12 protein-coding genes are annotated in these 14,528 nt (G+C 70.9%); 1 reads left to right on the forward strand and 11 read right to left on the reverse strand.

The features are described 5' to 3' along the window. From ABZX61_RS52870 to ABZX61_RS52915, 10 genes are all read right to left on the reverse strand, one after another. On the reverse strand, window positions 1–822 hold the full coding sequence (locus ABZX61_RS52870) for a patatin-like phospholipase family protein (RefSeq protein ID WP_355207418.1): 822 nt from the start codon (window positions 820–822) through the stop codon (window positions 1–3). Between the two features lie 103 nt (window positions 823–925). Then, a complete protein-coding gene (locus tag ABZX61_RS52875; protein WP_355207420.1) occupies window positions 926–3,979 on the reverse strand; it encodes an NACHT domain-containing protein in 3,054 nt (1,017 codons plus the stop codon). 64 nt (window positions 3,980–4,043) lie between these two features. Then, a complete protein-coding gene (locus ABZX61_RS52880; protein WP_355207423.1) occupies window positions 4,044–4,259 on the reverse strand; it encodes a biotin/lipoyl-binding carrier protein in 216 nt (71 codons plus the stop codon). A gap of 1 nt (window position 4,260) precedes the next feature. Then, window positions 4,261–5,622: a biotin carboxylase N-terminal domain-containing protein gene (locus tag ABZX61_RS52885; RefSeq protein WP_355207803.1), complete on the reverse strand. Its 1,362-nt coding sequence runs from the start codon at window positions 5,620–5,622 to the stop codon at window positions 4,261–4,263. Beyond that, window positions 5,622–6,407, reverse strand: a complete 786-nt coding sequence (locus tag ABZX61_RS52890) for a 5-oxoprolinase subunit PxpA (RefSeq protein WP_355207426.1) — start codon at window positions 6,405–6,407, stop codon at window positions 5,622–5,624. Before ABZX61_RS52890 ends, ABZX61_RS52885 begins: the two co-directional genes overlap by 1 nt. Next, on the reverse strand, window positions 6,407–7,402 hold the full coding sequence (locus tag ABZX61_RS52895) for a 5-oxoprolinase/urea amidolyase family protein (RefSeq protein ID WP_355207429.1): 996 nt from the start codon (window positions 7,400–7,402) through the stop codon (window positions 6,407–6,409). The genes ABZX61_RS52890 and ABZX61_RS52895 overlap by 1 nt, the downstream gene beginning before the upstream one ends. After that, on the reverse strand, window positions 7,402–8,364 hold the full coding sequence (locus ABZX61_RS52900; RefSeq protein ID WP_355207432.1) for a carboxyltransferase domain-containing protein: 963 nt from the start codon (window positions 8,362–8,364) through the stop codon (window positions 7,402–7,404). Before ABZX61_RS52900 ends, ABZX61_RS52895 begins: the two co-directional genes overlap by 1 nt. Window positions 8,365–8,374: 10 nt before the next feature. Further along, on the reverse strand, window positions 8,375–9,937 hold the full coding sequence (locus ABZX61_RS52905; protein WP_355207435.1) for a hypothetical protein: 1,563 nt from the start codon (window positions 9,935–9,937) through the stop codon (window positions 8,375–8,377). 130 nt (window positions 9,938–10,067) lie between these two features. Next, a complete protein-coding gene (locus tag ABZX61_RS52910) occupies window positions 10,068–11,570 on the reverse strand; it encodes a PucR family transcriptional regulator ligand-binding domain-containing protein (RefSeq protein ID WP_355207438.1) in 1,503 nt (500 codons plus the stop codon). Between the two features lie 144 nt (window positions 11,571–11,714). After that, complete coding sequence (locus ABZX61_RS52915) at window positions 11,715–11,912, reverse strand: hypothetical protein (protein WP_355207440.1); 198 nt, start codon at window positions 11,910–11,912, stop codon at window positions 11,715–11,717. A gap of 118 nt (window positions 11,913–12,030) precedes the next feature. Between ABZX61_RS52915 and ABZX61_RS52920 the strand changes: the two genes are divergently transcribed. Continuing rightward, on the forward strand, window positions 12,031–13,392 hold the full coding sequence (locus tag ABZX61_RS52920; protein WP_355207443.1) for a HAMP domain-containing sensor histidine kinase: 1,362 nt from the start codon (window positions 12,031–12,033) through the stop codon (window positions 13,390–13,392). A 32-nt stretch (window positions 13,393–13,424) separates the two neighbouring features. Here ABZX61_RS52920 and ABZX61_RS52925 read toward each other — a convergent pair whose 3' ends face one another. Beyond that, a complete protein-coding gene (locus ABZX61_RS52925) occupies window positions 13,425–14,486 on the reverse strand; it encodes a hypothetical protein (RefSeq protein WP_355207446.1) in 1,062 nt (353 codons plus the stop codon). Between the last annotated feature and the right edge of the window lie 42 nt (window positions 14,487–14,528).

Here is a 14,528-nt window from a genome sequence, read left to right on the forward strand (position 1 = left end):
TCAGGTGACGGGGGCCACGTCCCAGACAGGACGCAGCACCACGGCGACCTGCGGGGCCTGCCGGACTCCGGCGCGGTAGACAGGCGTCCATGCCTCCCGGTTTCCGAGGTCGGGGCCGAACGCCGCCAACGCCTCGGCATCCGGGCCGATGCGCACGTCCCGAGGGTCGCTCGCCGGGAAACGGTCGGCCATCGGCTCGATGAGAACGCGGGTCACGGCGGTGGCGGCGAGGTCGGCGTTCACGCCGTCGCGCAGAGCGCCGTCCATGTAGCGGCGGCCTTTGACGGTGATCGGAGCGACCGTTCCGGGAAACGCGGAGCTCGACGCTGCGGCCTCGACCAGGGTCGCCTCGCCGTCGCGGTCCCATACCTTCGGTTCGCCGGTCTCGGCATCCACTGCGGTGATCAGCAAGGGGCGATCGGGCCACTTCTCGGTCTCGACCAGGGAGGAAATCCCGGTCAGGTGTCCGTCTTCGGACGGGGCCTCGGCAGCGAGCGCGATGCGCCCGGCTCGACGGCGTCTGTCATCCGGTTCCAGGGTCGGGTCCACCAGCGTGGCGAAAGCCTGTGACATCGCGGCCAGGTCCGGTGGCCCGGAACGTCCGGCGCCCGTGGACGGCAGCGTCTCCACATCGGCCAGGGCCCGGCCGGTGGTGAGCATGGCCGCGACGATCGCGCCGGCAGAGGTGCCCACGATGAGGTCGGCCTCGGCGAGGTCGATGCCCTCGCGGCGCAGCCCTGCGGCGAGGCCCGACAGCCACGCCGTGCCGACAAGTCCGCCGGCACCGAGGACCAGCGCTTTTCCGTACTGAGGGGAGGTCATGCCGTCATCGTGTCCCCTCAACCTTGCTTGAGGTCAACGCGCCAGGCGGCTCCGGTGGCGCCGACCCTGTACCGCGTTCAAACGGCCGGCAGACTCCCTTCGATCACCCTTCTGCGCGCTCAGGCGTGAGATCGCGGTCGGCCAGCAGGCTGACGGCGACGGTGTTGCCCAAATGGGCGTGGGCGCGGAGCACGGTGACGGCCTCCTCCTCCCGCCCCAGCATCGTCAGGAGATGGCTGAGCAACGGCAGGACGGCATACGCTTCGACGGATTGAACCGCTGGGACAGCGTGGTGCAGGAGCAGGGTGACCGCATCCTCCAACCGCCCCTGTCGGGCAAGCAGCCGGGCGAGGCTGTGGGCCGCGTGCGGGTCGCCTGCCGTGGCGCGGGCCCGCAGTTCTTCCACGCGCCCCTGTTCGGCCAGCAGTCGGGCCAGCCGGTCGCCGGCGGCCCAGTCGCCCTGGTCGGCGTGGGGGCGCAGCAGGGTGATGGCGTCCTCCACGCAGCTCTGCAGGGCGAGCCGGAAGGCGGCGTCGGGGTCGCCTGCTGTGGCGCGGGCCTGCAGTTCTGCTACGCGTCCCTGTTCGGCGAGCAGTTTGGCCAGTTGGTTGCCGGCGGCCCGGTCGCCTTGGTCGGCACGGACGCGCAGCTCTTCAGTCCGGCCCTGCTGAGCCAGCAGCTCGGCCATCATGAGAGTCCAGTTGTCGTCCTGATCGGGGTGGGCGTTGAGGAGGTCGATGGCCTCCCGAGCGCCATCATGGCGGGCGAGGAGCCGAGCCAGCTGCGGGGCGGAGCCTCGGTCCGTGTGGGGACGGAGTACGGTGATGGCCTCCTCGATCCGGCCCTGTCGTTCCAGCAGGTAGGCCAGTATCGCGACGGCATGCCCGTCGCCCGCGTCGGCACGGGTGCGCAGTTCCTCGACGCGGTCGTGCTTGGCCAGCAAGTCGGCCAGTTTCAGGCCGGCCGACGCGGCGGTGCCGGAGGCGTCGTGGTCGGCCCAGGCGCCGAGCATGGTGATGGCCTCATCAAGCCGGTCCTCTTCGACCAGCCGGTCGGCGATGCGTCCAAGGGCGCCCGCGTCACCTTGGCGGGCGCAGGCATGCAGGTGCTGGGTGTACGGGGTGGCGGCGAGGTGGTGTTGAAGCAAGGCGTGGCGAAATTGCCAGGCAGTTCCAGATTGGCGCAATGTTTGGCGTTGGTGCTGGTCTTCGAGGAATGTCCACAGTCTCCAGGGGAGCCGGCCCTTGGCGGCAAGACGAAGATGGGTGATCTTGTAATCGATCCAGGTCCACAGGCCCGCACCGCAGGCTGCGACCCATCCGTAGACGGCGGCCGCCGTGACGGCGGGGATCCAGCGGGTTGATGCTGGGGCGAGCACTGCGACAGAGGCGGCGAACACCAATGCGCCAGTGATGCCGTGCTGGGCGGCGGCGATGGCGGTGGCGTGGTGATTGGCGTTCAGCGTGGCGCGTGGAGTGGTGCCCCGAGGCCGGGTCCTGGAGGGCAGGGTGGGCATGACCAACGCGAGCAGCGCGGTGACCAGGGCACCGGCCGCTCCGATCAGCGGATTGCCGAGAATGACCCCGGTCAGCAGCCCCGGCGCGATACCGAATCCGGCCCGCAGCGCCAGGACCCGGCGACGATGCTCGCGAGCCAGCGAGTAGGAGGTGGGGGTGTACGGCGGGTAAGCGTGGGGCCACAGCGGCCGCAGCAGGCCCGCCGCCGCGGTCAAGGCCGCGGCGGCCACGGTGAGCGCTGCTGCGCCCCCCGGCACGGGCCCGGCCGCGGCACCGACACCGGCACCCACGCCGACTGCGACAGCCAGCACCGCGCGGGCCCTGATCACCTCCGCATTGAAGGTGAAGAGGTCGGGGGACAATTGCCACCACACCAGTTCCGTCCTGCCCACCAGCTGCAGGTGCAGGGCCAGGCAGCCGAGCCAGCGCTGGGCGGCGGCGGGACTGTAGCGGCGCACCGGCCGGCCTTCGGGCGGCATCGGCCGGTCGGGGTCATGAACGCTGGTCACGAACGTGTCCAGAAGCGTCGCGGCGATGGCGTCCTGGCTGTCGAGGCGCGTCAAGGCGATGGGGTCGGTGTTCGAGGGCCTGTAGGCGGTACGGGCCAGTGAGACCATCAACGGCGTGGACAACACCCGCGCCAGCGGGCCCTCGCTGTCGTGGCGGAGGTGGGTGAAAACCGGTTCCCAGCGGTGCCGGAACGGCTCGGGGTGGGACAGGAACGCGATCGCCTGTTCCACATCGACCGGCATGATCTCCACGACCGCGGCCCGGGAGATGATCGAACGACTGGCGTCCACGGCTCGCTGGTATTCGCGGGCCCGGCAGGTCACCACGAGCGGCCGTCCTGTCGCGGCGAACTCGTCCAGCCTCCGCAGCGCCCGCTCCTGCGACTCGGCCGGGAGCTCGTCCAGTCCATCCAGCACCAGCAGTATCCGGCCTTCGCTCATCAGCAGCTCCGCCACGCAGCGGCCCTCCGACAAACCGGCCGGCATTGGATAATCCTCAGCCATCCGCCGAGCCGCGAACCGGCGTACCGACTCGTCCTGCGGGTTCCAGGAAGTGATCGACAGGAGCACCGGCACCGGGTCGTCCCCCACTGACCGCTCGATCAGCCCGAGGGTGAGCAGCATCGCCAGGACGCTCTTGCCCGCGCCCGCCTCTCCGAGCACCACCAACTGCCGATGGGGCAGCTCGCAGAACTTCTCGACGACCTGCGTGACGTCGCCTTCCAACGGCCTGTCCTGCCACGTGGTCTCCGGCTCGTCCAGCACCACCTGACGCGTCTCGGCGACCTGCCGATCGGTCGAGGACCACCGCACCCGCAACGGCACCGGCTGCCGAACGCCCCGCAGCACCGTCTCGTGCTCCCACTGCTCCCGGACCATCCGCCGCAAACCCGCCGCAGCGCTGCGCATCGCCGCCTCCCGGCTCTGCGGCACAGCGCGCGACTGCACGATCTGCGACGCGGTGGCGACCATGACCAGCACGCCGGTCAACACCCACGTGGCCGGGGTCCACCACCAAGCCTTCACCTCAACGGTGCCGGTCGCCAGATTCCCCACCAGCCCGATCCCGACCGGTACCACCGCGAGCGCGACCGGCGACACCACCCAGCGGCCCCGACCTCCACTGCCCATGTTGCCAGCATCGCTACCAGGCGTCACCAACACAACACCCAGCGGAAAACCGCGGTCCGAAGGGTCAGGAGATCTCCGCGATCAGATCCCCTTCATCCAGGACGTCGCCTTCGCTGACGGGCAGCGCGGTGACGACGCCGGACGTCTCGGCCTCGACAGGGATCTCCATCTTCATGGATTCGAGGATCACCAGCGTGTCGCCGGCGGCGACGCTGTCGCCCGTGGAGACGAGCACCTTCCAGACGTTGGCCGCCATGTCGGACGTGATCTGCCGGCCCATCTCAGCTTCCTTTCCTTGGGGTGGCCCGCATCCGCGCGACCAGCGCGGTGCTGTACGAGCCGTCGGCGAACTCGGGCTCGTCGAGGAGTTCGGTGAAGAAGGGCAGGTTCTGCTTCGGTCCCGCGATCGTGAAGGCGGCCAGCGCCTCTCGTGCCCTGGCGATCGCGTCCTCCCGGGTGCTCGCGTGCACGACCAGCTTGGCCATGAGGGAGTCGTACGCGGGGGTGACCCGATTGCCCTGCCGGTAGGCGGCGTCGACGCGGATGCCGTCGCCGGACGGCTCGTTCCAGGCGTTGATCGTCCCCGGGCCGGGCAGGAACCGCACCGGATCCTCGGCGTTCACGCGGAACTCGATGGCGTGCCCGCGCGGGCGCAGCGCGGTGAGGTCCGCTGACGGCGGCTCGCCCGCCGCGACGCGAAGCTGTTCCTCGACCAGGTCGACGCCCCACACCGCCTCGGTGACCGGGTGCTCGACCTGCAGTCGCGTGTTCATCTCCAGGAAGACGAACCCCTGGGCGCCCGGTTCGCCGTACACCAGGCACTCGACGGTGCCCGCGTTGCGGTAACCGACGGCCTTGCCCACCTGCACGGCCGCGGTGCGCATCTGCTCGCGCAGGTCCGGGTCGAGGCAGGGGGACGGGCTCTCCTCGACGAGCTTCTGGTTGCGCCGTTGCACCGAGCAGTTGCGCTCGCCGAGGGCGATGACGTCACCGTCGGCGAGACCCAGGATCTGCACCTCGATGTGCCGTGCGCCGGCGTAGTAGCGCTCCAGCAGGATCGCCGGATCGCCGAACAACCGCTCGGCGAATCCGGACACGGCCGCGTACTGCTTGCGCAGGTCGTCCTCATCGTGGGCGACGGCCATGCCCATGCCGCCGCCGCCCGCCGCGGCCTTGACCATCAGGGGGTAGCCGATGGCCGCCGCGGCGTCGAGCGCGGCGGCCTCGCCCGCCACCGGCTCCGGGGTGCCGGGCGCGACCGGGACCCCGGCGGCGGCGACCGCGTTCCGGGCGTTGATCTTGTCGCCCATCAGCTCGATGACGTCCGGCGCGGGACCGACCCAGACCAGCCCCGCCTCCTGGACGGCACGGGCGAAGCCGGCGTTCTCCGACAGGAAGCCGTAGCCGGGATGAATGGCCTCGGCTCCGGTACGGCGGGCTGCCGCCAGCACCTTTTCGGCGTTGCGGTAGGACTCGGCGGGAGCCGCGGGGCCGAGCTCCACCGCCTCGTCGGCCTCGCGGACGAACGGCAGGTCGGCGTCGGCGTCGCTGTACACCGCGATGGTGCGCAGGCCGAGCCGCCGCGCCGTGCGGATGATCCTCCGGGCGATCTCGCCGCGGTTGGCGACCAGCAGAGACTCCATCACCGGCGGCCTCCCTCCACTGAGCTGCCGAGCAGCACGGCCAGCGGGGCCAGCTCGATCCCGTGGCCGGTCAGCGCCCTGTGCACCGCCTCGGCGATCTCCGGGCCGTTCGGCGCGTCACCGTGCAGGCACAGGGACACCGCGTCCACGTCGAGTTCGGTGCCGTCGTCGGCGGCGACCTTGCGCTCCAGCACCATGCGGACCGCGCGGCCGGCGACCAGCTCGGGGTCCCACGCCTTCTTGACCGGCTCGATGACGAGCTTCCCCGTACGGTCGTAGTGCAGGTCGGGGAACGCCTCCACGACCAGCCGCACCCCTTCGGCGGCCACGGCGTCCGCCGTGGCGGAGGTGAGCAGCATCAGCGGCAGCGACGCGTCCACCTTGGCCACCGCCCGGGCGATCGCGGTCGCGACGGCGGCGTCCTCCGAGGCCATCACGTACAGCGCGCCGTGCGGTTTGACGTGCGCCAGCCGGCCGCCGGCGGCCCGCACGAACGCCTGCAGAGCGCCGAGCTGGTAGAGGCAGTAGTCCTCCAGGTCCTCGGCCGGGATCACCATGCGGCGGCGGCCGAAGCCCATCAGGTCGGGGAAGGCCAGGTGCGCGCCGATGGCCAGCCCCTGCCGCACCGCGGCGTCCACTGTGCGCTTGATCGTCGGCGGGTCGCCCGCGTGGTAGCCGGTGGCGATGTTGACCGAGGTCAGGTACGGCATCATGCCGAGGTCGTCGCCGAGGCTCCAGCGGCCGAAGCTCTCGCCCATGTCGCAGTTGAGGTCCACGCGCGGCATCACAGCTCCTCGTAGTGATGGGGGTCGGTCGTGTAGTCGACGCGGGCGGCGAGCGCCAGCGCCTCGTCCAGCGACACCTCCCGGAAGCGGATCAGGTCGCGGCCGGGACGGAGCTGGCCGACCTTCCACAGCCCGGCCTGGACGACGGTGGCGATCACGGTGAAGCCGCCCGCGGTCGGGCCGTCGGGCCCGAGGATGACAGGCACGTCCCCGTTGGTGTTGATGCCGCCGATCGGGTAGCTCCCGTCCAGCACGTTGGACGGGTGCCCGCCCGCGACCCCGCCGGACGGCCTGGCCCACTGGAAGCGATGCGACTCCAGCCGGGTGCCGACGCGGTTGGAGTTGAGGTCGACCTTCCACTCCCGGCCGACCAGATCCTTCCAGTCCTGCTCGGTGAGGAAGTCGGGGTCCGCGTGCGGGCCGCGCATCACCTCCACCTCCCAGACGTTGGCCAGCGCGGGCCGCAGCGACGCCGGCACACGTAGCCGCGGTGGCGGCGCGCCTACCGCCCGCGCCCGCAGGACGTCGCCCTTCACCAGAGCCCGGCCCTCGACGCCGCCGATGCCGCCCATGGTGTACGTCGCCCGCGACCCCATCACCATCGGGACGTCGATGCCGCCCGCCACCGCCAGGTACAGCCGGAACCCCGGCCCCTTGACGATCGAGCAGGTGATCTCGTCCCCGGGCACCACCCGGACGGTCTCGCCCAGCGGCATGGGTGCGGAGTTCAGCCGGAGGCCCGAGCCCTCCGCTCCGGTGACGGCGACCCAGGTCTCGGCGAGTGCGCGCAACGCGAGCCGGCCCATCGGGATCTCCAGCGCGGGCGCCCCTGGTTCGTTGCCGACCAGCGCGTTGGCGATGCGGAAGGACAGGTGGTCCATCGGCCCGGAGGGGAAGAAGCCCTTGGACTGCAGGCCGCGGCGGCCGGGGTAGTCCTGGATCAGGGTCTGCAGCCCCGGCATGACGATGTCGAAGACCGCGTGCGTGTCGGTCATCACGGCACCTCCGTCCTGGCTGCGGCGGCCTCGCGGGCGGACCGCAGCGTGTCGGCCTCGGCGCGCACCTCGGCGGCGCGGGCGAGGTAGTCGGTGACCGAGAACTGGTCGTTCTCGATCACGTACTCGTAGCGGTTCTCCAGGACGTCCCTGCGGGCCGCCAGGAGTTGGTCCTCGCTGACGGGCTCGAAGCGCACCCGGTCGCCCGGCCGGATCAGGATCGGATCGTCGCGGAACACCTCGTGCCTGGCCAGGACGTCGTAGACGGGTACGGTCCGGCCGAACAGCTGGTAGCCGCCCGGCGCCTCCACCGGGTAGATCGCCACGCAGGGGCCCCCGATGCCGACCGCCCCCTCCGCCGTCCAGGTGCGGGTCGGGTTGTACTTCGGCACGGTGATGGCGTTGCGCGGATCGAGCGGGAACATGAACGGCAGGCCGGGGAAGAAGCCGGTGTACGCGTTCCACCACTCCGTGCCGATGACCGTCGCGTACAGGGCTTCCCTGCCGGGCAGGCCGTTGTACTCGACGATGTAGTCGATGTTGGAGTTGTCGCGGATGTTGGGCGCCTCCTGCCGGATGGTCGTCGCGTAGCGGCGGACCGCTTCGCGGCTCTCGGAGTCGTCGAACGCGATCGGCAGCGTGATCAACCGGCTGGGCAGGACGAGCGAGCGTACCGAGCGCTGCGCCCGGTGCGCCTCGTCGACCGCGTCGATGAGCGCCTTACGGTCGATGATCGCGGGCTCGTGGTGCAGCAGCAGCGAGCGGAAGCCCGGCGCGGCCTCCACCAGCCCCGGCACCGGATGCTCGGCGAGATGGGCCGTGACGGCGGTCACGAAGAAGTTCAGCTCCAGGTCGAGCGCCATCTCGCCGTACTCGACGAGGACGTGGCGGTCACCGGCGGCCCGGTAGACGATGGCCGGCCGGTCTCCTTCGGCCGGACGGCGGTTGATGATGGCGGTCATGGTTCCTCTCTCAGCGGCCGGCCGGCGCGGTGGCACCGGCCGGAGCGGTCGAGTCGGCGGCGCAGGCGGAGCAGACGGCGGCTCCTCCCGTGTTCGGGTCGCGGTCCATCTCCACGGCCACGTAGGACCGGTCGCAGGAGTGGCACCTGATGCGGGCCTCCCAGATGTCCTCGACCTCGTCTCGCGGGTCCTCCCCGGCAGGCCGTACGGCGCCGGGGGCGGTGACCAGGGCGGCGTAGTAGAGGCCCGCGGCGACGGCGACGGTGATCAACGGCGCGAGCTGGGCGAGCACGGGGCTGGCCGACTGCTCGGTGAGCACGATCCCGACGGCGGAGGCCGCGAGCCAGGCCCCGGCGCCCGCGGTCACCGGCTTGAGCCGCCGTGGCCTGAACTCGGGCAGGCCGTCACGGTCCGCGCCCCGCACCGCGATGTGCACCATCGCGATCGCGACCCACGCGGTCACGAAGACGCCCTGCCAGGCGAGCGCGCGCAGCAGGTAGCTCAGCACGTCGGTCAGCATGAACAGGTAGGCGAGCACGCCTGCCACGACGGTCCAGACGGCCCGCGGCAGCCTCAGCCGGAGCACCCGCGTGGCGAACGCGTCCAGGTTGGTGGAGGCGAGGTAGTAGTTGGCGGTGTTGATCCGCGTCTGGGAGACGAAGATCACCAGTACGCCGGCGAGGCCCAGCGACCTGATGAACGCGGTGACCACACCCGTCTCGGTGCCCGCGATGTCCCAGGCGCGCAGCAGATAGATGCCGATCAGGCCGTTGACGGCGAAGGTGAAGGCGTAGAAGACCCAGCCGAAGGTGACCGTGCCGTGGAATTTCTGGTCCTCCGCCCGGCCGAAGCGGGCGTAGTCCACGGTGTACATCATCATGATGTAGACACCCATGTAGATCAGGTACGCGGTGAGCCAGCCGGGCAGCGGGCCGCTCGGCGCCGCCGACTGGAGCCAGTCCTGCGGGTAGCCCCGCTGGACCGTCGCCGCGATCACCACGGCGACCAGGCCGACCACGTACAGCGGCAGCAGCACGCCGTTGAGCTTGTCCAGCCAGGTCCGCACGCCGCCGATGACCAGCGGCAGCGCGTACACCACGACCACGAGGTACCAGATCTCGATGGCGCCGCCGAAGTACTGCTGGAAGGCCACGGCGACGATCGAGCCCTCGAACACCGCGTAGTACAGCGCGGTCGCGGCGAAGATGAGCGGTGCGAGTGCCGAGCCCAGCATGCCGAACAGCCGCCGCGACAGCAGCGCGACGGTCAGGCCGGTGCGGGCGGCGTACCTGGACAGGACCAGGTTCACGACGCCGAAGGTGGCCACCGTCAGCACCATGCCGACGATGGTCGCCGGGGTGCCGACGGCGTCCGCCGCGGCCACGGCGACGTAGAGCCAGAACATGGCCGAGAACAGCGCCCACCAGGCCATGGCGAGCGACCACCGGCCAGATCGCCAGGACCTGGGCACGACATGGTTCGAGTAGTCCTCGGTGGCGGCCTCCTTGACGACCTTCGGGTCGTCGGTGAAGGAGACCTCCAGCGCCGGAGGGCGCGCGGAGGTGAGGGACATGCGGGTCTCCTGCGAGCGTTGGGGGTGACGTCGGCTCAGGTCAGGATGTGTCACGACGGCACGCCCGCCCCATCCGCGATTCGGGCAACCGCGCGAGCTGTTTGCGCCATTCGCGTAATCCGCTGTTCATTCACCTGTCTCGTACGGTGAACGCCATCCACAGTTCCGCGCGCAGTCCCGGGTCGGAGAAGCGCCTCCCCAGCAGCTTCTCGGCGCGTCCGAGCCGGTAGGTGAGCGTCCGGCGGTGGACGCCGAGCGCAGCCGAGGCGGCCTCCGTGTTGCCGTTGTGCGTCAGGAAGGTACGCACGGTGCCGAGCAGGTCGATCCTGCGGGCCTCCTCGCTCTCCAGCGGGGCCAGCATCGCGATCGCCCATCCGTCCGCCTCGGCCGGGCCGACGTGCGCCAGCAGCCCGACGTCGGCGACGTCCCTGGTGGTCAGCAACGTGTACGGCGCGGAGGCCGGCACCGTGTCGGCGAGCGCGGCCACCCGCGGCCAGACCCGAGCCAGGTCGGTCCATTCGACGGCCGCGCCGATCACGCCCCGGCCGCCGTTGACGGAGCTGAGCACCGACTGCAGCACCCCCACGTGCCCCTCCACGGCGGGCAGCACCACCACCATGCGGCCCCGCGGATCGCTCGCGACCAGCGCCGACACGATCTGCAGGCTGCGCTCGTTCTCCAGCGCCACCAGCAGGTCGCCGGGGTGCCCCGGGTCGGCGGTGACGACGGCGATGCGCACGAGCCCCTCGGGCAGCGGGATGCCCAGCGATTCGGCCGCCTGCTCGGCGGCGGCGTACCGGCCGGCCAGGACCAGGGCGAGCACCGTCGCCCGCTCTCTGCGTTCGCTGGCGAGCAGCTCCGCCGCCCGCGCGACCTCCAGCGAGAGCAGATCGACGGCGATGTCGACCACGCCGCGATCGTGCCCGGCCAGCGGAGCCGGCCTGCCGACCGCGAGCACGCCCGCGGGCCGGGTCGGCTCGCTCACCGGCAGCAGGGTGACCCGGGTGTCGCCGAGGTCGAACATCGCCGAATGCCAGGAGCCGGTGCGCGAGACCTCCAGCCGTACGCGTTCGGCGTTGCGCCGGGCGTGGTCGGGAGCGCCCGCGAGCACGTGACCCTCGCGCGAGAGCAGCAGCACCCACGCGTCGAGGTGCGCCGCCAGGCTGGTGACGATCGATCGGTGCGCGGGAGCCGTCAGGGCCGCCTTCACCAGGGTCCGGTAGCGCTCCATCGCCGAGGTCTGCGCGGCCCGCTCGGCGGCGGCGATCCCGTCGGTCACGGCGCGCACCACGGAGCTGAACCGCGTCGGCTCCGACACCTCCACCACGCTCACCCCGAGCCGGTCGGCCGCCTCGACCAGCGTCGGCGGGACGATCGCGTGCCGCAGCCCCACCCCGAACCCCAGCGCGGGCACTCCCACGCGCATCAGCCGCTCGACGTACTCGGGCCACTGGCCGCTGGTGCGCCCCAGGCTCAGCCCGGTCGTCAGCAGCAGGGTGCCCTCGTCAAGGTATGGGGTGGGGTCGAGAAGCTCGCTGATGTGCGCCCAGCGCACGATGACGTCGCCGCGCCCGGCGCGCAGGGTCAGGCCGAGATCGCGCCTGGCGACCAGACTGGCGAGCGTCTCGGGCATCTGCCCAGGTTAACGGCTCGATGACCTGGCCAGACAGACCTCGCCGTCGCCCAGCGCGGTCATCCACCACATTCCGGTGGAGCGTCCGAGTTCCCGGGTCGCGACACCGTACATGCCGACCGGAAACACCATGCTCCACAGGCCTCACTCCCAACGCAGTGGTACGCGACACCGCACATGCCGCCACACCCCCAGGGCGACCAGCAAGGGGATCAGCCAACTGCCGAACGCCCACAGCACGAGCGACACCCCGACGGTGAACTCGCGCGGCACCACGACGGCACGCATCCGCTCCGCGCACGTCCCGGGATGCTCGATGCGCAGGCCGAGACGCCATGCCATGGGCTGGGTGTTTCATGCGTAAGTGCTGACGTTTGCCACCTTTTGGTGGTCGCTCTTCCGTAAACCGGTAAGGAACAAAGGGAGTATGCGGTGTCTCTGATCAGGAGGGGTGATCAGAGTGAGCTGGTGGCATCGTTATTCGATCAGGTGCCGCCTGGCCGTGGTGGCCGGCGTCGTCACGGCACTGCTGTGCACTGCCATGGCGGTGTTCATCGTGGTGATGAGCCGGCATGCGGCTGTCGACTACCGGACCGATCAGCTCTTCACCGGTGCCGCGAACCTTGGCGCTCAAATGCGCCGGCACGTCCCCGATCTGACCGAGAGCGGCCCAGGACAGGCGATCCAGGTGTTCGACCCGGCCGGCACCATGGTCACAGCCACCCATGAAATGGTCGGCAAGCCGCCGATGACGAACCTGCGCCCGGATCCCGACGCCTACGCCACCACCACATCCTGTGACACGAAGGTCTTCCCCGACCGTTGCATGATCGTGCTCGCCTACCCCTTCCACCGCGAGGACGGCGTCTGGCAGCTGGACATGGCCGTTCCCGACGTCCCCTGGTACGTCCGCTCAGAGTTGATCATCCCCCTCGCCACCGGCTGCCTGCTGCTGGTCGCGGCGGCTGCGGCCGGCAGCTACCGGATCGTGGGCAAGACACTGCAGCCCGTGGACGCCATCAGCGGCAACCTGGCCCAGATCACCGCATCTGGCGATCTACGTCACCGGGTGCCCGTGCCGAAATACCGCGACGAGTTGCGGGTCCTGGCCGAGACCGCGAACCGGACGTTGGAACGCGCTCAGACGGCGGTGGAGCAGCAGCTCCGCTTCGCCTCCGACGCCTCTCACGACCTACGCAGCCCCTTGACCGCCATGCGTACCCGCATCGAGGAGGCGCTGATCGACCCGCACCAGGCCGACTGGCAACGCACCGCCTACGCGCTCCTGGACAGCGTGGAACGCATGCAGGCCCTCATTTGCGACCTGCTCCAGGAAGCGCGGCTGGACGCCGGCGTCACCGGCCGCCACGAGCCGATCGATCTCACCGAACTGGTCGCCGGTGAGCTGGAGCGCCGCCTCACCAAGACCGACCTGCGCCACCGCCTCACGCCCGGCGTCATGGTGGACGGCTCACGGATCGAGCTGTCCCGGCTGCTGAACAACCTGCTGGACAACGCCGAACGGCACGCCAACTCCGCCGTCACCGTCACCCTGACGTTGGATGCCGGCGTCGTGTCGCTGGAGGTGAGCGATGACGGTGAGGGGATCGCCCCCGAGCAGCGGGAGGTCATCTTCCAGCGCTTCGTCCGCCTTGAGGCCTCCCGCGTCCGCGACCCCGGCGGCACCGGGCTCGGGCTGCCGATCGCCCGGCAGATCGCCCAGGCCCACGGCGGGACCCTGACCGCCCAGGACAGTCTCCGCGGAGCCCGGTTCGTGCTGCGTCTGCCCGAGCGCGGCACGCCTCGGCCACCATCGGGGTGAGCAGATCGTGGTTCCCACCTGGCTGAGTCGCGCTAGGACTCCCTCCTGGTTCGCGCGGTCGGATCGGTCAGGAGCGAGACCTGGCTCGTGCTCGCCGACCCGCCGCCGTGCGCGCGCTCATCGCGGCGCGCCGCCCTGCTCCGGCGGACGTGTTCGCTGCGGCGTGCCGCTTCGGCGCGAAGGGCCGACTGGCCGCGACGGGCCGCCGTGACGACCAGCACCGCCAGCAGCGCGGTGATGGCGGCTGCCACCGCGAATGCGATGCCTGTGGCCGCGTCGGGGTGGATCAGCGACTGGCCGCGCAGTGCCTGCCAGGCGGTGATGGCGAACAGGGAGCCGTAGCCGAAGATGACGACTCCGGCCGACTGGGCGCGGACGCGTTCGCTGCGCAGCCGGCCCACCCGGGTCGCGAGGGCGGCGAGGACCAGCGCCGTGAGCACGAACACCTGGATGGAGTGCAGGCCGATGAAGTGCGGGACGCGCAGGTCGCCGCCGGTGGTGCTCCAGTTCGTGATCGGCATGCCGTCGCCGTCCGGTGCCCCGACGCCGTGTCCGCCCACCAGCGGGACCGGGCGGCCGTAGGCGTCCTCGACCGTGCGAGGCCCGGCCGATGACGTCCACCCGGTGATGAAGGACGCCAGCGCCATGCCGGCGACGGCCAGGCCGAGCCCGGCACGCAGGGACCAGGTGAGCACCGCGTCGCCGACGCGCTGGAAGAGCAGCATGACGGCGACGATCAGGCTCGTGCCGAACAGCCCGAACACGCCGCCGGAGAAGATCTGCTGCCCGATCTGGTCGAACGGGTCGGTGCCGACGTTGAAGTGGCTGTAGGTGCCGCGCGCGGCCTGCACCGCGATGAACCCGACGTCGATCACCCCGGCGATGGCGAAGACCGTCCCGAGGGTCCACATCGTGCGCCGTGCCCGGCTCAGTTGCGGTATCAGCCAGGCGAGCGTCGCACCGTACATGACGAACGACACGCCGAACTTCAACGGTTTGGCCCACACCGACTGGTGCATGAGTTCGCGACCGTCGGCGAACAGGCCGATGCCCGCCACGACGACGAGCGCGGACATGGCCGCCGTCATGATCACGAGAGGACGGTGCCATGACCGTACGTCGGTACGCGAGACGGT

The sequence above is a fragment of the Nonomuraea sp. NPDC003709 genome, assembly GCF_040610775.1.
GTDB lineage: Bacteria > Actinomycetota > Actinomycetes > Streptosporangiales > Streptosporangiaceae > Nonomuraea > Nonomuraea angiospora_A.

Excerpts from the sequence above, each read along its gene's own strand:
- ABZX61_RS52900 (WP_355207432.1), bottom strand. The coding sequence starts at position 8,364 with ATGACCGCCATCATCAACCGCCGTCCGGCCGAAGGAGACCGGCCGGCC.
- ABZX61_RS52875 (WP_355207420.1), bottom strand. The coding sequence starts at position 3,979 with ATGGGCAGTGGAGGTCGGGGCCGCTGGGTGGTGTCGCCGGTCGCGCTC.
- ABZX61_RS52905 (WP_355207435.1), bottom strand. The coding sequence starts at position 9,937 with ATGTCCCTCACCTCCGCGCGCCCTCCGGCGCTGGAGGTCTCCTTCACC.
- ABZX61_RS52870 (WP_355207418.1), bottom strand. The coding sequence starts at position 822 with ATGACCTCCCCTCAGTACGGAAAAGCGCTGGTCCTCGGTGCCGGCGGA.
- ABZX61_RS52915 (WP_355207440.1), bottom strand. The coding sequence starts at position 11,912 with ATGGCATGGCGTCTCGGCCTGCGCATCGAGCATCCCGGGACGTGCGCG.
- ABZX61_RS52910 (WP_355207438.1), bottom strand. The coding sequence starts at position 11,570 with ATGCCCGAGACGCTCGCCAGTCTGGTCGCCAGGCGCGATCTCGGCCTG.
- ABZX61_RS52895 (WP_355207429.1), bottom strand. The coding sequence starts at position 7,402 with ATGACCGACACGCACGCGGTCTTCGACATCGTCATGCCGGGGCTGCAG.
- ABZX61_RS52885 (WP_355207803.1), bottom strand. The coding sequence starts at position 5,622 with ATGGAGTCTCTGCTGGTCGCCAACCGCGGCGAGATCGCCCGGAGGATC.
- ABZX61_RS52890 (WP_355207426.1), bottom strand. The coding sequence starts at position 6,407 with ATGCCGCGCGTGGACCTCAACTGCGACATGGGCGAGAGCTTCGGCCGC.
- ABZX61_RS52880 (WP_355207423.1), bottom strand. The coding sequence starts at position 4,259 with ATGGGCCGGCAGATCACGTCCGACATGGCGGCCAACGTCTGGAAGGTG.